Origin of the sequence: Oerskovia gallyi (assembly GCF_014836745.1) — a bacterium.
GTDB classification, from domain to species: Bacteria; Actinomycetota; Actinomycetes; order Actinomycetales; family Cellulomonadaceae; genus Oerskovia; species Oerskovia paurometabola.
Genome location: NZ_JACSQE010000006.1, coordinates 139,357 through 160,411 on the forward strand (window position 1 = coordinate 139,357; position 21,055 = coordinate 160,411).

The window sequence follows — 21,055 nt, forward strand, 5'->3', positions numbered from 1 at the left end:
CGGACCGTAGGGTGGTGGCATGACCGCAGCACCCCGTACCGCCGGCAACGCAGGCAAAGACGACAGGGACGACACCGCCGACAGCGCCTTCCAGGCGAGCCCCGCGGAGCGGTACGCGGCCTCGCGCGCCCTCCAGGCCGCCTCCCGCACCCAGCTCGCCGCGTTCCGCGAGGTCGTCGGCTTCCCGTTCGACGACTTCCAGGTCCGGGCCTGCCAGGCCCTCGAAGAAGGTCGCGGCGTCCTCGTCGCCGCCCCCACCGGCGCCGGGAAGACCGTCGTGGGGGAGTTCGCCGTCCACCTCGCGCTGGCCGGCGGACGCAAGGCCTTCTACACGACCCCCATCAAGGCGCTGTCCAACCAGAAGTACGCCGACCTCGCGCGCCGCCACGGCGTCGACCAGGTCGGCCTGCTCACGGGCGACACGTCCATCAACGGCGACGCCCCGATCGTCGTCATGACCACCGAGGTCCTGCGCAACATGCTCTACGCGGGCTCGCGCGCCCTCGACGGCCTCGCGTTCGTCGTCATGGACGAGGTCCACTACCTCGCCGACCGCTTCCGCGGACCCGTCTGGGAGGAGGTCATCATCCACCTCGACGACGACGTCCAGCTCGTGTCCCTGTCCGCGACCGTGTCCAACGCCGAGGAGTTCGGCGACTGGCTCGAGATGGTCCGTGGCGACACCGCCGTCATCGTCAGCGAGCGCCGACCCGTCCCGCTGTGGCAGCACGTCCTCGTCGGCTCACGCCACCGCGGCCCCCGCACCCCGGGCGAGGCCGTACGTCCCGGCACGGGCGCGGACCTGATCGACCTGTACGCGGGGCACGTCGACCCGACCGACCCCGGCGTCAACCCGCCCATCAACCCGGACCTGCTCGCGGCGTTCCGCAGCGGCGCCCGCGACGGCGGCTACCCCGGGCGGGGCGGGCGTAGCGGGGACCGCGGCTACCGGGGACGCGGGGGCCGTGGCGGGCCAGGCGGACACCGGGGTGGCGGGTCGGGCGACGGGGGTGGGCGCCGTACCCCGCCCCGCTTCGCCGTGGTCGACGCCCTGGACGCCGACGGCCTGCTGCCCGCGATCTTCTTCATCTTCTCCCGCGCCGGGTGCGAGGCCGCCGTGACGCAGTGCCTGGCCGCCGGCCTGCGCCTGACCACCCCCGCGCAGGAGGCGGAGATCCGCGCGACCGTCGAGGCTCGCAGCGCGACCCTGCCCGCCGAGGACCTCGACGTGCTCGGCTACTGGACGTGGAGCGAGTCCCTCGCGCGCGGCGTCGCCGCCCACCACGCGGGCATGCTGCCCATCTTCAAGGAGATCGTCGAGGACTTGTTCAGCCGCGGCCTGGTCAAGGTCGTGTTCGCGACCGAGACCCTCGCCCTCGGGATCAACATGCCCGCCCGCTCGGTCGTCCTGGAGAAGCTCGTCAAGTGGGACGGGACGTCGCACGTCGACATGACACCGGGGGAGTACACCCAGCTCACGGGCCGCGCCGGGCGCCGCGGCATCGACGTCGAGGGGCACGCCGTCGTCGTCGACCACCCGGGGCTCGACCCCGTCGCCCTCGCGGGACTCGCGTCCAAGCGCCTGTACCCGCTCAAGTCCTCGTTCCGCCCCACGTACAACATGGCGGTCAACCTCGTGGCCCAGGTGGGCCGCGAGCGCGCCCGCGACGTCCTGGAGACGTCGTTCGCTCAGTTCCAGGCCGACCGGGGCGTCGTGGGCCTCGCCAAGCAGGCGCAGGCGCACGCCGAGGCGCTCGAGGGGTACGCGCAGGCCATGACGTGCGACCGGGGCGACTTCGGCGAGTACGCCCGGCTCCGGCGGGCGATCGCGACCCGCGAGGCCGACCTGTCGAAGTCGGCGCAGCGGGCCAGGCGCGCCCAGATCGTCGCGGACTTCGAGAACCTGCGCGTCGGTGACGTCGTCGAGCTGCCCACGGGGCGCCGCGCCGGGTACGTCGTCGTGCTCGACCCCGGCAAGGACGGCGGCTTCGACGGCCCCCGCCCCACCGTCCTCACCGAGGACAAGCACGTCAAGAAGCTCACGGTCGCCGACGCCCCCTCCGGGATCCGCACCGTCGGCAAGGTCCGCATCCCCAAGACGTTCAACCCGCGCGTGCCCGCGGCCCGCCGCGACCTGGCCTCCTCGCTGCGCAACGCGCTCGGCGCGTTCGTCGACACCCCCGGTGCGCCGTCGCGGGGCAAGTCTCCCACCGTGCGGTCGGCCGCCGCCGACGACAAGGAGCTCAGCCGCCTGCGTGCGGCACTGCGAGCCCACCCGTGCCACGACTGCCCCGAGCGCGAGGACCACGCCCGCTGGGCCGAGAGGTGGGCCAAGCTGAAGAAGGAGCACGACGCCCTCGTGCGACGCGTCGAAGGGCGCACCGGCTCGATCGCCCGCGTCTTCGACCGGATCTGCGACATCCTCACCGGCCTCGGGTACCTGGAGGTCGACCCCCACCCCGCGAGCGGTGGCACGCTCGACGACGCCACGTCGGCCACGTCGGACCCGTCAGACCCGTCAGACCCGGCGACGCTGGGCGCGACCGACACCGCGACGACGTCCGCTGCCGTGTCCGCCCCGGCGCGCCCCCGGCCCGGCCGCACGCCCGCCCCCGAGGTACGGATCACGGACGCCGGGCAGTGGTTGCGCAGGCTCTACGCCGAGAACGACCTGCTGCTCGCCGAGTGCCTGCGCCGCGGCGTGTGGGACGACCTCGACCCCGCCGGGCTCGCCGCCGTCGTCTCGACCCTCGTCTTCTCGGCCCGCCGCGACGAACCCGGTGAGCCGTACGTGCCCGGCGGCCCCCAGGGGAAGCTCGCCCGCGCGCTCGACGCGACGGTCGTCGTGTGGTCCGAGGTCGACGACCTCGAGGAGGCCCACCACATCGACGCGACCGGCACGCTCGACCTCGGGATCGTCGCGGCCGTGCACCGGTGGGCCACCGGGCGCAGCCTCGACGCCGTCCTGCGCGGCTCCGAGCTCGCCGCGGGGGACTTCGTGCGCTGGTGCAAGCAGATCATCGACGTGCTCGACCAGCTCGCGACCGCCGCCCCCACCCCGGCGATGCGCAAGACCGCCGTGCGCGCCATCGACGCCGTCCGGCGCGGGGTCGTGGCCTACTCGAGCGTGTGACCTTCGCGTCACGAGCGCCCGGCACGCCCCACGAAGGGGCGCGCCGGGCGCGGCGTGGCATATCGTGTGGTTTCGTGGCCTCCACCCTGTACCGCAACGGTGTCATTCACTCCTCGACCGACCCCTTCGCCGAGGCGATGCTCGTCGACGGCGGGGTGATCACCTGGATCGGCGCGAACGACACCGCCGCCGGGCTCGCCGCCCGCGCCGACCGCGTCGTCGACCTCGACGGAGCGCTCGTCGCCCCCGGGTTCGTCGACTCCCACGTCCACGTCCTCGAGACCGGGCTCGCCCTCGCAGGCGTCGACCTGTCCGCGAGCGCCGGCGTCACGTCCCTGGCCGCGGCGCTCGACGCGCTGCACGCCGCGGTCGAGGCGCGCCCGGCCGCCGAGGCGGACGACGTGCTCCTCGCGTTCGGGTGGGACGAGCAGGAGTGGCCCGAGCACCGTGCCCCGACGCGCGAGGAGATCGACGCGGCGTGCGGGGGAGCGCTCGTGTACTCGGCGCGCGTGGACGTGCACTCGGCGGTCGTCTCGACGTCGCTCGCGGCGCGCGCCGGCCTCGAGGGGCGCCAGGGCTGGACGGACAGCGGCTGGGTCACCCTGGACGCGCACCACGCGGCCCGGGACGCGGCCCGCGCCATGAGCCCCGAACGTCGCACCGCGATCTACCGGACGGCCCTGGACGCTGCCGCGCGCCGCGGCATCGTGTCGGTGCACGAGAACAGCGCGCCCTCGATCGACACCCGGGACGGGCTGCGCGAGCTCATGGCCCTCACGGCGGACCCCGAGGGAGCCCTGCCGCACCTGGTCGCGTACCGGGGCGAGCTGTGCGCCACGCCCGACGACGCGCGCGCCCTGCTCGCCGACCTGCCCGGCCTGGCGGGCATCGCGGGGGACCTCAACGTCGACGGGTCCCTCGGCTCGCGCACCGCGGCCCTGCGCCACCCGTACTCCGACCTCACGGGCGCCCCCGGGGAGGCGGGGCCCGACGGGCGCGGCAACCAGTACCTGACCGCCGAGCAGATCGCGGCCCACCTGTCCGCCGTCGCGGCGACGGGCACCCAGGGCGGGTTCCACGTCATCGGCGACCGCGCCATGGACGAGTTCGTCGTGGGCCTGCGGGCCGCCGCGGAGGCCGACGGGGCCGCCGCGCACCGCCGCGCCGCGCACCGTGTCGAGCACGCGCTGTTCGTCGACACCAACGCCCTGTCGACCCTCCTGCTGTTCGGGGTCTCGCTGTCCATCCAGCCCGTCTTCGACGCCGCGTGGGGCGGCCCTGACGGCATGTACGCGTCGCGCCTGGGTCCCACGCGCGTGGCCGGGCTCTCGCCGTTCGCCGACCTGGCCGGGGCGGGCGTCCCGCTCGCGTTCGGCTCCGACTCGCCCGTGACCGCGATGGACCCCTGGTCCGCGGTCCGGGCCGCGATGTCGCACGCCGACCCCGACCAGCGCATCTCCGCGCGGGCCGCGTTCCGGGCGCACACGCGCGGGGGCTGGCGCATCGCGGGCCTCGACCACACGGGCGCGGGCCAGCTGCGCGTCGGCGCGCCCGCCCACCTCGCGGTGTGGCGTGCCGAGCACCTCGCGGTGCAGGGGGCGGGGACCTCCGTGTCCTCCTGGAGCACCGACGCCCGCTCCGGCACACCCCTGCTGCCCGACCTCACCGACGACGCCCCCGACCCCACGTGCCTGCAGACGGTGCGTGACGGCGTCGTGCTGTTCGACACGTTCGACTGAGACCGGCCCGGCCGGGCCGGGACACGTGCGGGGCGCCCGCCGCGCCCTCGCGCGGATGAGGCCGGTGCCACCCGAGCGCGCCTCCCGGCCACGACCGGTGGCACCGCGCGCCGTGGACCGGCCTCGGATTGACACCACCGTGAGGGGCGGTAAGTTCGATGACGTGTTCCGGCCGCCAGTGCCGCAGGGGTTCGAGCCACCATCTCACCGTCCATCCTGCGAGCCCTGACGTGCATCGGCTCGACCCGCGCGTTCAGTAGACAACACGGCCTCACCGGTGGCGGTGCGACGTGGTCCGAAGGACGCGCGGGTCGGCCCACATCTCCCGGCCGACCTGCAGGTACGTGGCGTACCCTGCACTGGTGTCGACCCGTGAGCCGAGCCGCTGGCTGCTGATCCTTCTCGCCGCCGGTGGCGGCTTCCTGACGAACACCGCCTTCCCCGACCGCGGGTGGTGGCCCATGGCGTTCGTCGGGGTCGCGGCCCTCTTCCTCGCCCTGCGCCGCGACCGTGCGTGGTGGAACGCCCTCGTGGGCCTCGTGTGGGGCCTCGCGTTCTTCCTGCCGCACATCCAGTGGGCGCAGATCGCGACCGACACCGTCCCCTGGCTCGCGCTGAGCGTCCTCGAAGCCGTCTTCCTGGCGCTGTTCGGTGCGATGTGGACATGGGTGCGGCGGCTCGGCTTCGTCCGCCGCAACCTGGCCTGGCAGGTCGTGACGTTCTCGGTGCTGTGGGTCGCGGTCGAGCAGTGGCGCTCCGAGTTCCCCTTCGGCGGGTTCCCCTGGGGCCGGCTCGCGTTCTCCCAGGTCGACTCCCTGCTGGGGCGCACCGCCTGGCTCGGCGGAGGACTGCTCGTCTCGCTGCTGACCGCCGCGATCGGCGTCCTGCTCGCCGTGTTCCTGCTCGAGGCCCGCCGGGTGCGCAGCATGCCCGCCCTGTGCGCGCTCGGCACGGCAGCCGTGCTCCTCGGCGTAGGCCTCGTCGTCCCGCTCGACACCCGAGCGGAGACCGGGACGCTGAAGATCGGCGCGGTCCAGGGCAACGTCGGGGAACCCGGCCTCGGGTCGTTCGCCAACCGTGGCGAGGTCCTGCAGAACCACGTCGACGGCACGGTCGCGCTGCTCGACGAGGTCGACCCCGGCGAGCTCGACGTCGTCCTGTGGCCCGAGAACGGCTCCGACCTCGACCCGCAGACCACCCCCGACGTCGCCGCCGACATCGACGCGGCCGCGACGGCCGTCGGTGCGCCCGTCCTGGTCGGGGCGCAGGAGTTCCCCGAGACCGGTGGGCGGTACAACGTGTCGCTGCTGTGGGCGCCCGGGCAGGGCGTCATCGACCGGTACGCCAAGCAGCACCCCGCACCGTTCGGCGAGTACATCCCGATGCGCAGCTTCGTGCGGATCTTCTCCGACCAGGTCGACCGCGTGACCACGGACATGATCGCCGGTGACGAGGTCGCCGTCGTCGACCTGCCCTCCGAGCGCCTCGGGCGCACCGTCCCCCTCGCCACCGTCATCTGTTTCGAGGTCGCGTACGAGGAACTCGTCCGCGACGCCGTGAACGCGGGTGCCGAGCTCCTCGTCGTCCCCACCAACAACGCGTCCTTCGGCTACAGCGCCGAGTCCACCCAGCAGCTCGCGATGTCCCGCCTGCGGGCCATCGAGACCGGGCGCGCGACCGTGCAGATCTCGACCGTCGGCGTGAGCGGCATCATCGCCCCCAACGGCGCGCTCCTGCAGAGCACCGAGCTCTTCACGGCCGACCAGATGATCGCGACGCTGCCCCTGCGAGACTCCCTGACCCCGGCCGTACGGCTCGGGTACTGGCCCGGGTGGGTCGCGGGTGGCCTCACGGTCCTGCTCGTCGTGGCCGGCGTCGTCTCCCACGTCACCCGCCCGGCCGCGAGCGCCAAGGCCCCCGCGCGCAGGCCCGCGACCAAGCGCCCGGCGTCCAAGCCAGCGCGCCGCTAGTCGTCCGACCGCGGCGCGGACTCCCCGGAGCTCCCGTCCTGCCCGACGGCGAGGATCGCCCGGGTGCGGCGGACCCGGCAGGTGCGCGGCGCCGTCGGGCAGACCGGACACCTGCGGTGCGCAGGCGCGTGAGCGGGGGAGGGCCCGACCGTGGGCCCGGGGACGACGAAGGGCCCGGAACTCCGAGGAGTTCCGGGCCCTTCGCGTCAGAAGATCAGGCGCTGCGACGCAGCTTGCCGGCACGCAGCAGCCCGAGCCGCTCGTCGAGCAGCTCCTCGAGCTCCTTGATCGTGCGCCGCTCCAGCAGCATGTCCCAGTGCGTACGGGCGGGCTTGCCGGCCTTGGGCTCGGGGCGCTCCGCGTCACGCAGGAGGGCCTCCTCACCGCAGCGACACTCCCACACCGCAGGCACCTCGGCCTCGGTCGAGAACGGCAGGATGATGGTGTGGCCGTTGGGGCAGTCGTAGTGCGCCTGGAAACGAGGGGCGAAGTCGACGCCCGCGTCGGACTCCATGCTCTTCGCACCGATGCTCATTCCACGTAGGGACCGGTCTGGCATGTCGTCCTCCAAGGGGGTAGCGGCAGGGGTTGTCTATGGGGGTCAACGTCCCACCGGATGCGCATGTTCCGAAGGGGCGTGAAGGTCCGGTGAACGCACGTGGCACGCCGAACCCACCCGTCGAGGCTGCCCAGCAGACCACGCGCATCGGGGAGGACGCGCACACCCGCGAGACCACCGACCAGGTTTCCGGTTTTCGCAGGGCGGCGCAACTCCACACGCACGATCGACGGTGTGATGTTGCCCGGGGCAAGGCCCGCGAGGTGCCTGACCCCGAGACCCAACCGTGCACCCCCTGCGCCCTTGTCCAAGGTTATGGCATGATCCTTGGACAAGGAGGTTGCCCATGCAAGGAACCAACGAGTCGCCGCTTCCCCCGGCGGGCAGCACCTGGCCCTCGATCGCGTTCGAGGAGCACCCGTGGCGACTGTACGCCGACTCTCCCGTCTCTCGACGTCAACGAGAGCTGCACGCAGGGCCGTACCGGTCGGCGCTCACCCCGGAGATCGCGGGCCGCGAGGTTCCGCTGCCTGCGTCTCTCGTCGCAGAGTGCGAGGATGCCGCCACCGAGGTCGCCCGCTTCGACGTCGAGATGGACACGGTCCTCGGCGCCGGCGAGCTCGCGCCGCTGCGCAGCGTCCTGCTCCGTAGCGAGTCGGCCGCCTCCTCCCAGATCGAGAACCTGACGGTCGGGGCACGACAGCTCGCACTAGCGGAGATCGGTGAGGACGCCTCCCGCAACGCGACGACCGTCGCCGGCAACGTCCACGCCATGCAGGCGGCGATCGACCTGGCGGACCAGCTGGACGGCGACGCGATCCTGGCCGTCCACCGTGCGCTCATGGGCGAGCGCGATCTCACGGCCGGTCGATGGAGACGGGAGCAGGTCTGGGTCGGCGGGACGTCCGCCGGTCCTCACCTCGCCGAGTACGTCGCGATCCACCACGAACGGATCCCTGCCGCGATCGAGGACCTGGTCGCCTTCGCACGCCGCACCGACCTCCCGGTCCTCGCGCACGCGGCGATCACCCACGCCCAGTTCGAGACCATCCACCCGTTCACGGACGGCAACGGAAGGTCTGGCCGAGCACTCGTCCACGCGATGCTCCGTCACGCCGGGCTCACGCGCCGGGTCACCGTGCCGGTCTCCGCCGGGCTCCTCGTCGACACCGACGCCTACGTCGACGCCCTGACGGCCTTCCGTCGCGGGGACGTCGTCCCCATCGTCCACCAGGTCAACGAGGCAGCGCTCGTCGCCGTCGGGAACGGCAGGGCCCTGGCCGCTGACCTGTCGCTCGTCCGCCAGGAATGGACCGCACGGCTCGACGCCCGTCGGGGCGCAGCGGCATGGCGGGCGATCGACGTCGTCCTCGGACAGCCTGTCGTCACGGTCTCCTTCCTTGCCGACGCGCTCGGCGTGAGCCTGCCCGCAGCGCAGGGGGCGATCGACCGGCTCGCCGGCGCGGGCGCCCTGACCGCGACCGACCCACGCCGACGCCGCGGCCGGACCTGGCAGGCGACCGAGGTGCTGGCCGCCCTCGACGCGTTCGCAGCTCGCGCAGGTCGGCGACGCGTCGCGGGATCCTGAGCCCCGCGGGGGCGAGGTGTCCGAATGGTCGCCGATGCGACGGATCGCGGTACCGTTCGTGCTGTGAGGAACCAGGCAGACCGCGCACAGTGGACGGATCGCCATGGCGACCGTTGAGGCGTACGAGACGACCGCCGGGCGACGGTACATGGTTCGCTACCGCACCCCCGAGCGCAAGCAGACCAAGAAGCGCGGATTCAAGACCAAGCGTAGCGCCGAGGCCTTCGCGTCCTCGCTCGAGGTGTCCATCCTGCGCGGTGAGTTCATCGATCCGACCGCGGCCCGCTCGACCGTGCTGGAGCTCGGGGGAGCGTGGCTCGGGCGGCAGACCCATCTCAAGCCCTCGACGGCCCGGGCGATCGAGAGCTCGTGGCGGCTGCACGTCACGCCGCGGTGGGGGAGCGTGCCCGTCGCGGAGATCCGGCGCACCGCGGTGCAGGCCTGGGTCTCCGACCTGAGCGCCACGTACAGCGCCACGACGGTCGCCCGCGCGCACGGCGCCCTGGCCTCGCTGCTCGACGACGCGGTCGACGACCGCCGCATCCTCACCAACCCGGCCCGCGGCGTCAACCTGCCCCGCAAGGTACGACGCGAGCACACCTACCTCGACCACCAGCAGGTCGCCGCGCTCGCCGCAGCAGCCGGTCGGCACGAGACCCTCGTCCTGGTCCTCGCCTACTGCGGGCTGCGTTGGGGCGAGGCCGCGGGGCTTCGCGTCCGCGACCTCGACATGCTCCGCCAGCGGTTGCGCATCAACCAGAACGCGGTCGAGGTCGGTTCCGAGATCGTCGTCGGGACGCCCAAGACCCACGAGCGGCGCTCCGTCCCGTTCCCCGCCTTCCTCTCGTTGCACCTCGCCGCGGCGTGCGAGGGCAAGGCGCGCGACGACGTCGTCTTCCACGGCGACCGCGGCACCTACCTCAAGCGCTCCAAGTCGGGGACGGGCTGGTTCTCCCGCGCGGCCCGTGACGCGGGCATCGACGACCACCTCACCCCGCACGACCTCCGCCACAGCGCCGCGAGCCTCGCGGTGTCCGCGGGGGCGAACGTCAAGGCCGTCCAGCGCATGCTGGGACATGCCTCCGCGAGCATGACGCTCGACGTCTACGCAGACCTCTTCGAGAAGGATCTCGACGGCGTCGCGGTCGCCCTGGAGACGGCTCGACTCCGCGCGGTCTCGCGCGGCTAGTGCCCGGCGTGTGCCCACGGGGTCTCTCGGGGGCGCGGGCGGGCGGCATGAACTGTTGGTATCGCAAGGGTTCGCGGGGGAGGCGTAGGCGGTGCCCCGTGGGTCTAGAACTCACGGGGCGACCACCTCTTGGGCGCGAAACGGACATCTCCGACCGACTCGCCACGTGCGGCGCGATGCCCGAGATGTGACGGGAGCGAAACTGGCTTCGCCGCTCTCAGGGCTTCCTGGAGAAGTCTGTCGACATCAAGAGACTTTGCCCCGGCGGGGACGGTCCGGCACCGGACGGCACTCGGTAGAGTCGGACGACGCAGGGCGGCACGCACGGTGCTGTCGACGACGAGGAGGTCACGTGGTGAGCACGAGTCCAGGTCCGATGCACGTCACGTTCTCCGCGCCGATCGGGGTGACGGTGCGCGACGACGTGTGGTCGTGCGTCGAGGTGCCCAACTCGGTCGAGCTGCTCGGCACGGGGAAGTCCGTCCGTGTGGTCGCGACCGTGGACGGCCACGACCTGACGGCCGGACTCATGCCGACCGGGTCGGGTGGCCACATGCTCTCGATCAGCGCAAAGCTCCGCAAGAAGCTCGGCAAGGACATCGGGGACGCGGTGACCGTCCACCTGTCCGAAAGGCTGACCTGACCTCCGGTTGACGTGCTTGCGCATTCCGGACGCGTGGCGCGAAAAGCACCACGTACCCGGAGAGCGGAATTGTCGTCGAGGTTTCAGCCCCAGAACGCGGTCAGTCGATCGCCCAGATTAAGGCCCTGCTCGTACCCGGTTCGAGCGGCCGTCGGGCGGAGCGAGACATCCATCGCGTCGGCACCGAACAGGTGCTCGGAGCCTTCGTCCGGGACGATCGTCACGACCTCGCTGCCACCGGCGCGGAGCTCGTCGGCCTGCGCAGCCAGCTGCAGGCCCCAGGTTGGCGGGGTGAGTGACCGACCACCGAAGGGCGACAGCACGAGCACCCGCCCGTACCCCTCGGCGAGGTCGGCGTTCTCGTTGCGCCGGTAGCCGCCGTCGATGTACCGGCGGCCGGCGATCTGGTAGGGGAGGCCGCTCGAACAGCTCGCCGCGACGGCGTCCACCAGGTCGATCCCGCTGTCGCGGTCGAAGACGACCGGGTCGCCGGTCTCGGCGTCGACGGCCGTGAGCAGGACCCGTCGCAGCGGCCAGTCCTGACCGGGCAGTCGTGACGCGACCGTGGTCCGCCACCGGTCCTGCCAGGAACCGTCCGACGTCGCCTCCCGCGCGAGCGCTGCGCCACCGACTCGTTTCCGCAGGTCAGCCGGGTCATGTGCCGAGGCGATGAGGGCGCGCATCCGCTCGAGGTGGTCGACGACCTGCCTGTTCGAGCCCCTGTCCCGGTCGGCTCCTCCCGGAGCGCGTCGCTCCGGAGGGGCGGCGGCAAGGACGGCGGCCAGCAGGTCGGCTGGGGTCGCGCCCGACAGCTGGGCAGCGGCGGTCGAGCCGGCCGACGTCCCGACGGTCAGGTCGGGGGCGGTCACGTCCACGCCGGCTTCGAACAGACCGGCGACGACGCCGATCAGCCAGGCGTTGCCGGTCGAACCGCCACCACCGAGGACCAGGGCTCGTTCGCCGACAACGCGCCCCGGCAGGCCAGGGGCGGACGTCGCGGGGGAGTGCGAGGAAGAAGAGGGTGAGGTGTTCATGGGAGTCGCCTTTCGCGAAGTGTCTGGCGAGCGCTCCCGGTGGCGACTATCGCAGTCGCGCGATCGTGGGCTGCGGGGGAGCGCCCGGTACGGATGCTGCGTTCACGGGTCTCACCTCCTCGACGGTTCACGATCACTGCGACGCTAGCACGACACCTCCGCACGCGACCAAGGGATCTTGCCCCGGATTCCTCGGTGACATTCTTCTGCGTTCCTCGAATCGCTCGGAGAAATCCGAGGACGGGAATCTCCCCGCACGGAGAATCGGTCGCTGCGTCACCCCGGCCGGGATCGAGCAGATCTGGAGAAGCGCACGCCCGCGTCCCTCAGTAGCGTCGAACCTGACGGCAGACACTCCACGAAGGGGAATCGCGATGACCGGCACCACGAAGTCGACCAAGACCGGCAAGGCCTACGAAGGCTTCTCGGCCGAGGAGCGCGCGGCGATGAAGGAGCGCGCCAAGGAGCTCAAGGCGTCCGCGAACCGGGCCGACGCGGAGAAGGCCCAGCTCGAGAAGATCGCGGAGCTCTCGGAACCGGACCGCTCCATGGCCTCGCGGATCCACGAGCTCGTCGCCGAGCACGCACCCTCGCTGGCACCGAAGACCTGGTACGGGATGCCCGGCTGGGCCAAGGACGGCAAGATCCTCTGCTTCTTCCAGCCTGCGGAGAAGTTCGGCGCGCGCTACCCGACCTTCGGATTCAACGACGTGGCACAGCTCGACGACGGCACCCTGTGGCCTGTCGCATTCGCGCTCACGGAGCTGACAGCGGAGAACGAGACGACGATCGCGGACCTCGTCAAGAGGGCGGCGGGCTGAGCGGAACGAGCAGGAACGAGCACCACGCCGAGAGCGTCGTTGCCGGTCGGAGGGCCAGAAATACCCTCTGACCTGCAACGATGCTGTCAACAGGCCGCAAGTCCGGGGGAGTGGCGGGCGGGACTCGCCCGGGTTCGCCGAACGCACACCGGGCATGCTGGCAGGATGGCACGCATGCCTCTCGACATCCTCCTGGTCGCCGTGTCGCAGCGTGGAACGAGCTCGCGCCACAGGGCCCGGACGACCTAGGCCGCGGCCTGCGACGACGACGGCGAGCTCGTCCGGCGGTGCGCGGCGAGCGGACGGCCGGTGCTCGCGAAGGTCGACCCGTACGGAGATCTCGTACCGACGTCGTCGGAGATGGAGCAGCTGATCGACGAGCTGCGTTCGTCGGACATCCCACAGCACGGAGCGGCCGGTCGCGTCGTCCACGAGACCCTCGAGCTCGCAGCACGCTGTGCGGTGGAGCCGGCGACGGAGCTGCATTTCGTGGGTGACCAGCACACAGCGCAGGTGCGCTCCGAGCCCCTCTCGGCCCGTTCGACGCTACGCCGATAATGTACATTATGTCATTATGACGATCTGGCCACACCCCTCTCGGCCGCAGACGCCCCGTCAGGAGCGACTGATCTCGCGCAGGCTCGCAGGCGTCACGTCACCCCAGGAAGGTGCCGGCCTCGCCGGCGCTGCATCACGCGAGGCGGGCGCGTGCTCCCTCCATCGCAAGGGCGTCGACCTGGAGCCCACCGAGACCTGGAGTCGAGAATGAGCTCAGGGCCGTTCGTGGCCACGCGTCCCGTAGGTCCTGCAGGAACCTTCGGTTCGCCCAGAACTCCTGTGAGCGGCTCTGGCGCCTCGGTCGTCGGCCGCGCGGCACGCTGCATCCTCATGGCGACGCTCCTGGCAACCGTGCTCGCTGTTACGGCGCTGACACTCGTCCTCACGGCGGTCGTCGCCGTCGTCGCGGCACCGTGGTGGGTGTATCGCTGGTGGTTGGCCCCGCTTCGCGACCGGTCCCCCTCCAGGCCCGGCGCCCAGAGGTTCGCCGCCACCGGGGAGCAACGATCAGGGAGCCGTCGTGGCGCAGTCGGGCACCTGAGGGCGCGTGGGGCGACCTCTTCCGCGATGATGCTGCGCTGCAGTATGCTCCTTCAATTGGGACATACGCGACAAACCATTGTGTTTAGCACAACAGCGTGGTGAGACGCCGTGAACTCGATCCCTCCCGCGGCTGTCAGTGGCGCCCCCTATGCTCCGGATGTCCGGTCTCGTCCCGTCCCCCAGGAGCTGTTCGGTGGTCGCCCCTCCCCGCCTTCGCCGCGTCACCGTCGCCGAGGCGGTCGCCACGTACCTCTCCTCCGTCTCGGCGGAGACGCTCCGTGGCGTCCTCTCCCCCACCACCCAGCGCAACTACGAGCGCGACCTGCGGGAGTTCTCCTCCCTCGCGGGCGCCGAGACCGTCCTCGACGACATCACGGGCGCCGACATCGACGACTTCCTCCTCCGCTACCAGATCACCCCGGACGGGCGATACACGGACCCGCGTACCAAGCCCGACGGCCCGGGTCGTTCGGCGGCGACCGTCAACAGGTTCCGGCAGTCGATCTCCCGGTTCTTCACGCACGCGGCCCGCGACGGGTGGGTCCAGGCCGACCCGATGCAGTGGGCCGCTCCCCCGGCCCGGCTCCGTGGCGGCCTGCGCGTCGCCCGCACCGCGCTGTCCGCCACGGCCGCACAGGCGCTCCTCGTGACCGCGAGCACCAAGCCGCGACCGACGGACGTCCCGGTCGAGACGAGCGGCGCCGCACGTCCTCGTCCTGACCACGACCTCGCACTGCGGGACCGCCTCATCATCGCGCTCCTGCTCATCCTCGGCCCCCGGGTCTCGGAGGTCGCCCGTGCGGACGTCGACGACTTCGTCCGCGAACCCGACCAGACCCGGTGGCGGATCAAGGGCAAGGGCGGCACGGTGCGGACCGTCAGCCTGTCCGAGCCCCTCGCGCGGGCGCTCGACGAGTACCTCGCGACGCTCCGCCCCTCTCTCCTGGCGCGCAGGCCGGGTGACGCCGACGCCGCCCGCGCCCTCCTGCTCACCTGGCGGGGCCGGCGTATCGACGCCCAGGCGATCCGTGCGCTCCTCAACCGGTGCGTCGCTCGCATGCCCGAGGAGTACCGTCGGGCCGCCACCCCTCATGCCCTGCGGCACACGACCGCCACACTCCTCGTGGCTCAGGGCTGGGACGTGAAGGTCATCGCCGAGCTCCTGGGGCACGCGTCGATCGCCACGACGGGCGTCTATCTCGACCGGATCGAGGGTGAGCTCGCGGCCGCGATCAGGTCGCACCCTCTGTCGACCGGACTGCCTGCGGAGATGGGCAGCGAAGGACTCCCCGAAACGGACATAGGAGGAGAAAACGCCGCCACCAAGCCGTGACGCGGAGACGCAGTGACCGCAACGGCCAAAGTCACCCCATTTCTCCAGGTGCTCACGGCGACCTGAGGCTACGGTGAGCAGGTGCGCCCCTCGAAGACCTCTCCCGTCCAGCTCGCTCGATCGGTCATGGCCCGCGCAGCAGTGCTCGCGGTCGCGGTCCCCGTGACCGTCGCGACCGGGCTGGTGATCGCCGACGCCATCCGCAAGCGACGTGTCACAGACCCCAGCAAGTTCCCCCGCTCCGCCCCCGCCGAGGGAAGCGTCGGCGAGACGTCGACGACGATCTTCACCTACGGCGACGACCTCTACCGCGAGATGCTCGCCGCCATCCGCGGGGCCAAGCGTCGCATCATGCTCGAGACGTACATCTGGAAGGGCGACGAGCTCGGCAAGGAGTTCAAGGACGCGCTCGTCGAGGCGACCGAGCGCGGCGTCGAGGTCTTCGTGATCTACGACGGCTTCGCGAACCTCGTCGTCCCCCGCGAGTTCCTGACGTTCCCGGCCCCGATCCACGTGATCCGCTACCCGGTCTTCCGCCCGGGCGTCCTGGTGCTCAACGTCCGCAAGTCCGGCCGTGACCACCGCAAGATCCTGGTCGTCGACGACGAGATCGGGTTCGTCGGCGGGTACAACATCGGCGCCATGTACGCGACGCAGTGGCGTGACACCCACATCCGGCTCGCGGGGCCGTCCACCTGGGAGCTGCGCAACGCGTTCGTCGACTTCTGGAACTCGAACCGCAAGCCGGGCCAGCCGCGCCTCGAGGACCCGGGGTCGCGGCTGTGGCTGCCCGAGCTCCGCGCGGCCCGCAACGCCCCCGCCCACCTGGTCTTCCCGATCCGCGGCATCTACCTGGACGCGATCGACCGCGCGTCGGACCACATCTACATCACGCAGGCGTACTTCATCCCCGACCGTGAGATCCTCGACGCCCTGCTCATGGCGGCGCAGCGCGGCGTCGACGTCCGTGTCCTGGTCCCCGAGCGCTCGAACCACGTCGTGGCGGACTGGCTCTCCAAGGGCCTGTACACGACCCTGCTGCGCGGCGGCGTGACCATCTGGCTCTACAAGGACGCCATGGTCCACGCGAAGACGGCGACGATCGACGGCCGCTGGACGACGATCGGCACGGCCAACATCGACCGTCTCAGCCTCACCGGGAACTACGAGGTCAACCTCGAGATCGTCGATGCCGGCATCGCGGCGCAGATGGAGAAGGTCTACGACGTCGATCTCAGCAACTGCCGCGAGCTCACGCTCGACGAGTGGTCCGGGAGGTCGCTCGCCGCCAAGCTCGGCGAGGTCGCGCTCACGCCGCTGCGCCCGCTGCTGTAGGCCCGCCGCCCCCAGCACCTACTCCCGCGTGGCGTCCGCGACCTCCTCCTCGGGGCGAGGCGGGACGGTCTCGTCGACCTCTATGGTGGGCACCTCGTCGAACTCGGGGTGCTCGCGCAGGATCGCGTCGGCGACCGCCTCCGGGTCGCGGTACGGCACGGTCTCGTCGGTCATGGTCTGCTCCTCGCCTCTCGGGGTGACGTCGAGATGCCCGCCCACCTCGAGCGGGTGGTAGTCGTAGGTACCGCCCGTGCGCCCCTCGCCGAACAACCGGTGGACTAGGCCGAGGCCCGGGGCCGACAGGATCGCGTCGTGGATGGGGATCATGACCCACGGGTCGAGCGACCGGACGAAGTCGATGCCCTCAGCGATCTTCATCCACGGCGCGGACACCGGCGCGAGCAGGACGTCGAGACGGTCGTCCGTCAGGGGCGGGCTGAACGAGTCGCCCGGGTGGTAGGCACGTACCCCGCCGGCCGACACCAGGTAGGTGACGTTGGCGACCCGTGGCACGTCCGGGTGGATGAGCGCGTGCTGCCCTCCTCCGACCAGCACCGAGAACGACCCGATGGTCAGGACGTCTCCCGGTTCGACCACCTGTAACCGGTCGCCGTCGGGCGTCTCCCCCAACCGGTCGAACGCGGCCTCCGGCCCGACGACGCGCAGCTCGGGGTGGGCCGCCAGCGCGGCCCGGACGGCGTCGACGTCGAGGTGGTCGGGGTGCGCGTGCGTCACGAGCAGCGTCCCAGGGTCGGCCAGCGCCGCGGCAGTGTCCGCGAAGGTCCCGGGATCGAAGGTCAGCATGGTCGCCGCGTGCTCGAGCGCGACGCAGGAGTGTCCGTGGAACGTGATGCGCATCTGTCGCCTTCGGTGGAGTGGCTGGGGGCTGGTTCCAGTGTGCCGCGCGGCGGGCCGTCGCGCCGGGTCAGAGGGCGAGCAGGAGGTAGGCGCTCCCCCTCGACACCGCGATGACGGGGGCCCACCCCGCCGACGCCAGCGGGCCGGGGGAAGCGCACTGCTTCCACCCGGCCCGCTGGCCCCTGTGCTCCAGGCCGTCGCCCGGGCTCGTCGTCACACGACGACGAGCACCAGGTCCCCGCCCTCGAGCTGCTGGACAGCGCCGATCGCCACGCGCTGCACGGTCCCGCCCACGGGGGTCGTGATCGCGGCCTCCATCTTCATGGCCTCGACCGTCGCGACCGTCTGCCCCGCCTCGACGACGTCACCCTCGTGCACGACGGGTGTCACCGCACCGGCGAACGGCGCCGCGATCTGACCCGGCGCGGCAGGGTCGGCCTTCTCGGCGAGCGACGCGTCGACCTCGATCGAACGGTCACGCACCTGGAGCGGACGCAGCTGGCCGTTGAGGGTGAACATGACGGTGCGCATGCCGCGCTCGTCGGGGACGCCGACGGCCTCGAGGCCCACGAGGAGCTTGACACCGCGCTCGAGCGAGACCTCGACCTCCTCGCCGGGCGTGAGGCCGTACAGGTAGGCCTGCGTGCCCAGGACGGACACGTCGCCGAACGCTGCGCGCGTCGTCTCGTAGTCCTTGGTGGGACCGGCGAACAGCAGGTGGTTGAGGCGGTTGCGGCGAGCGGCCGAGTCGCCGTCGAGGTCCGCCTGGTCCTCGTCGCTGAGGGGCGTCACGGGCGTGCGCACGACGCGACCTGCGAGAGCCTTGCTACGGAAGGGCTCGGGCCAACCACCGGGCGGGTCCCCGAGCTCTCCACCCAGGAACGCGATGACCGAGTCGGGGATGTCGTAGTCCTGGGGGTTCTCGGCGAAGTCCGCCGGGTCCGCTCCACGGGCCACGAGCTGCAGCGCCAGGTCGCCCACGACCTTCGAGGACGGCGTCACCTTCACGAGGCGACCGAGGATGCGGTCGGCGGCGGCGTAGGTGGCCTCGATCTGCTCGAACCGGTCCCCCAGGCCGAGCGCGATGGCCTGCTGGCGGAGGTTGGAGAGCTGACCGCCTGGGATCTCGTGCTCGTAGACGCGGCCCGTGGGGCTCGAGAGCCCGGACTCGAACGGCGCGTACAGGCGACGCACGGCCTCCCAGTACGGTTCCAGGTCGCACACCGCGCGCAGCGACAGACCCGTGTCGCGGTCGGTGTGCTCGAGGCCTGCGACGAGCGCAGACATCGAGGGCTGGCTCGTGGTGCCCGCCATCGCGGCGCTCGCGACGTCGACCGCGTCGACACCCGCGGCGACGGCAGCCATGAGCGTGGCCATCTGTCCGCCCGACGTGTCGTGCGTGTGCAGGTGGACGGGCAGGTCGAACCGCTCGCGCAGCGCCGAGACCAGGCGTGCCGCGGCAGCGGGACGCAGGAGGCCTGCCATGTCCTTGATGGCGAGCACGTGGGCGCCGGCGTCGACGATGCGCTCGGCGAGCTCGAGGTAGTAGTCGAGCGTGTAGAGGCTCTCGGCCGGGTCGAGCAGGTTGCCCGTATAGCACAGCGCGACCTCGGCCACCGCGGTGCCGGTCGCCCGCACGGCGTCGATCGCCGGGCGCATCTGCTCGACGTCGTTGAGCGCGTCGAAGATCCGGAAGATGTCGACACCCGTCGCCGCGGCCTCGCGGACGAACGCCTCGGTGACCTCGGTGGGGTACGGCGTGTACCCCACCGTGTTGCGGCCGCGCAGCAGCATCTGGAGCGCCACGTTCGGCATGGCCGCACGCAGCGCCGCGAGGCGAGCCCACGGGTCCTCACCGAGGAAACGGAGCGCGACGTCGTACGTCGCGCCGCCCCAGGCCTCGACCGACAGCAGCTGCGGGGTCAGTCGAGCGACGTAGGGGGCGACGGCGAGCAGGTCGTGCGTGCGGACCCGGGTGGCCAGCAGGGACTGGTGGGCGTCGCGGAACGTGGTGTCGGTGACCTTGACCGCGGTCTCCGCACGCAGCGCACGGGCGAAACCCTCAGGTCCCAGCTCGAGCAGCTGCTGCCTGCTCCCGGGCACCGGGGCCACGGACAGGTCCAGGGCGGGGAGCTTCGCCACCGGGTCGATCGCGCCCGTGCCCGGCCCGTTCGGCCGGTTGACGGTCACGTCTCCCAGGTAGCTCAGGAGCCGGGTGCCACGGTCGGCGCTCTCGCGTGCGGCGAGCAGCTCGGGGCGCTCGTCGATGAACGACGTCGACAGGTTTCCCGCGATGAACTCGGCGTCCGAGAGGACCGCCTGCAGGAAGGGGATGTTCGTGCGGATGCCACGGATGCGGAACTCCGCCAGGGCGCGCCGGGCACGTCGCACCGCCGTCGGGTAGTCACGACCACGGCACGTCAGCTTGACGAGCATCGAGTCGAAGTGGCCCGAGATCTCCGACCCGGCGGTAGCGGTCGCCCCGTCGAGGCGGACACCGGCGCCGCCGGGCGAACGGTAGGCCACGATGCGGCCCGTGTCGGGCCGGAACCCGTTCGAAGGGTCCTCGGTCGTGATGCGGGACTGGAGCGCCGCGCCGTTGACGTGGACGTCCTCCTGACGGATGCCCAGGTCCTCCAGGGACTCCCCCGCCGCGATGCGCATCTGCGACGACACGAGGTCGATGTCGGTGACCTCCTCGGTGACCGTGTGCTCGACCTGGATGCGCGGGTTCATCTCGATGAACACGTGCTGGCCGGCCCGCTCCCCCACGGTGTCGAGGAGGAACTCGACCGTGCCGGCGTTCTGGTACCCGATCGACCGCGCGAACTTCACGGCGTCGGCGCACAGGGCGTCACGGATCGCCGGGTCCAGGTTCGGCGCCGGGGCGATCTCGATCACCTTCTGGTGGCGCCGCTGGACCGAGCAGTCGCGCTCGTACAGGTGGACGACGTTGCCCTGGCCGTCGGCGAGGATCTGCACCTCGATGTGACGCGGGCGCAGCACGGCCTGCTCGAGGAACATGGTCGGGTCGCCGAACGCGCCGTCGGCCTCCCGCATCGCGGCCGCCAGGGCCTCGGGCAGGTCCTCGCGTCGGTCGACGCGGCGCATTCCGCGACCGCCGCCACCCGCGACGGCCTTGGCGAAGATGGGGAACCCGATCTCGTCCGCGGCCGCGATGAGCTCGTCGATGTCCGCCGAGGGCTCGCTCGACGCCAGGACGGGGATGCCCGCCTCCTTGGCGGCCTTGAGCGCGCGCACCTTGTTGCCCGCGAGCTCGAGGACCTCGGGCGGCGGTCCGACGAACGCGATGCCCGCCTGCTGGCAGGCCCGCGCGAGGTCGGGGTTCTCCGACAGGAAGCCGTAGCCGGGGTAGATCGCGTCCGCGCCGGCGTCCTTGGCGACGCGCACGATCTCCTCGATGTCGAGGTAGGCGCGGACCGGGTGTCCCTCTTCGCCGATCCTGTACGCCTCGTCGGCCTTCAGGCGGTGCTCGGAGTTCCGATCCTCGTAGGGGAAGACGGCCACCGTCCGGGAGCCGAGCTCGTACGCCGCGCGAAACGCCCGAACCGCGATCTCCGCGCGGTTGGCGACCAGAACCTTCGAGAACACCAAGTACCCCATCCGTCATCGTGGGTCGGGCTCCGGACCACCGCGAGAAGAGGTCCGCGCACCCGCTCGTCACGGGCGTCGCACCGGCGCGAGCCGGGGACGTCCAGAGGTGATCTTCGCACGGCCGCCGCCGCGGGACG

At 71.9% G+C, this 21,055-nt stretch carries 13 protein-coding genes; 9 read left to right on the plus strand and 4 right to left on the minus strand.

The window, feature by feature from the left end:
* Positions 1–19: 19 nt before the first annotated feature.
* From H9640_RS09170 to lnt, 3 genes are all read left to right on the plus strand, one after another.
* Positions 20–3,133 carry a DEAD/DEAH box helicase gene (locus H9640_RS09170; RefSeq protein ID WP_225226924.1) on the plus strand — a complete coding sequence of 1,038 codons (3,114 nt, stop codon included), beginning with the start codon at positions 20–22 and terminating at the stop codon, positions 3,131–3,133.
* Between the two features lie 74 nt (positions 3,134–3,207).
* Positions 3,208–4,872: an amidohydrolase gene (locus tag H9640_RS09175; RefSeq protein ID WP_191790418.1), complete on the plus strand. Its 1,665-nt coding sequence runs from the start codon at positions 3,208–3,210 to the stop codon at positions 4,870–4,872.
* A gap of 362 nt (positions 4,873–5,234) precedes the next feature.
* Positions 5,235–6,842, plus strand: coding sequence for an apolipoprotein N-acyltransferase (gene lnt / locus H9640_RS09180; RefSeq protein ID WP_191790419.1), 1,608 nt, complete (start codon positions 5,235–5,237; stop codon positions 6,840–6,842).
* A 214-nt stretch (positions 6,843–7,056) separates the two neighbouring features.
* Here the strand turns inward: lnt and H9640_RS09185 are convergent, their stop codons facing one another.
* Positions 7,057–7,401 (minus strand): RNA polymerase-binding protein RbpA, encoded by a 345-nt coding sequence (locus H9640_RS09185; RefSeq protein WP_138824427.1) that lies wholly within the window; start codon positions 7,399–7,401, stop codon positions 7,057–7,059.
* Positions 7,402–7,747: 346 nt separating this feature from the next.
* Between H9640_RS09185 and H9640_RS09190 the strand changes: the two genes are divergently transcribed.
* From H9640_RS09190 to H9640_RS09200, 3 genes are all read left to right on the plus strand, one after another.
* The gene (locus H9640_RS09190; protein WP_191790420.1) at positions 7,748–8,989 is read left to right on the plus strand and encodes a Fic family protein; all 1,242 of its coding nucleotides are present in this window, start codon (positions 7,748–7,750) and stop codon (positions 8,987–8,989) included.
* 103 nt (positions 8,990–9,092) lie between these two features.
* Positions 9,093–10,178: a site-specific integrase gene (locus H9640_RS09195; RefSeq protein WP_191790421.1), complete on the plus strand. Its 1,086-nt coding sequence runs from the start codon at positions 9,093–9,095 to the stop codon at positions 10,176–10,178.
* Between the two features lie 355 nt (positions 10,179–10,533).
* The gene (locus H9640_RS09200; protein WP_307824091.1) at positions 10,534–10,821 is read left to right on the plus strand and encodes a DUF1905 domain-containing protein; all 288 of its coding nucleotides are present in this window, start codon (positions 10,534–10,536) and stop codon (positions 10,819–10,821) included.
* Positions 10,822–10,904: 83 nt separating this feature from the next.
* On the opposite strand, the gene H9640_RS09205 is transcribed toward H9640_RS09200, so the two are convergent.
* Positions 10,905–11,855 (minus strand): patatin-like phospholipase family protein, encoded by a 951-nt coding sequence (locus H9640_RS09205; protein WP_191790422.1) that lies wholly within the window; start codon positions 11,853–11,855, stop codon positions 10,905–10,907.
* Between the two features lie 374 nt (positions 11,856–12,229).
* Between H9640_RS09205 and H9640_RS09210 the strand changes: the two genes are divergently transcribed.
* The 3 genes from H9640_RS09210 (at position 12,230) to H9640_RS09220 (ending at position 16,445) form a co-directional block, all read left to right on the plus strand.
* The gene (locus tag H9640_RS09210; RefSeq protein ID WP_191790423.1) at positions 12,230–12,676 is read left to right on the plus strand and encodes an iron chaperone; all 447 of its coding nucleotides are present in this window, start codon (positions 12,230–12,232) and stop codon (positions 12,674–12,676) included.
* A gap of 1,294 nt (positions 12,677–13,970) precedes the next feature.
* Complete coding sequence (locus H9640_RS09215) at positions 13,971–15,110, plus strand: tyrosine-type recombinase/integrase (protein WP_191790424.1); 1,140 nt, start codon at positions 13,971–13,973, stop codon at positions 15,108–15,110.
* Positions 15,111–15,191: 81 nt separating this feature from the next.
* On the plus strand, positions 15,192–16,445 hold the full coding sequence (locus H9640_RS09220) for a phospholipase D-like domain-containing protein (RefSeq protein WP_307824092.1): 1,254 nt from the start codon (positions 15,192–15,194) through the stop codon (positions 16,443–16,445).
* Between the two features lie 18 nt (positions 16,446–16,463).
* On the opposite strand, the gene H9640_RS09225 is transcribed toward H9640_RS09220, so the two are convergent.
* Both H9640_RS09225 and H9640_RS09230 read right to left on the minus strand, forming a co-directional pair.
* Complete coding sequence (locus H9640_RS09225; RefSeq protein ID WP_191790425.1) at positions 16,464–17,303, minus strand: MBL fold metallo-hydrolase; 840 nt, start codon at positions 17,301–17,303, stop codon at positions 16,464–16,466.
* Positions 17,304–17,516: 213 nt separating this feature from the next.
* Positions 17,517–20,915, minus strand: coding sequence for a pyruvate carboxylase (locus H9640_RS09230; RefSeq protein ID WP_191790514.1), 3,399 nt, complete (start codon positions 20,913–20,915; stop codon positions 17,517–17,519).
* Positions 20,916–21,055: the final 140 nt, after the last annotated feature.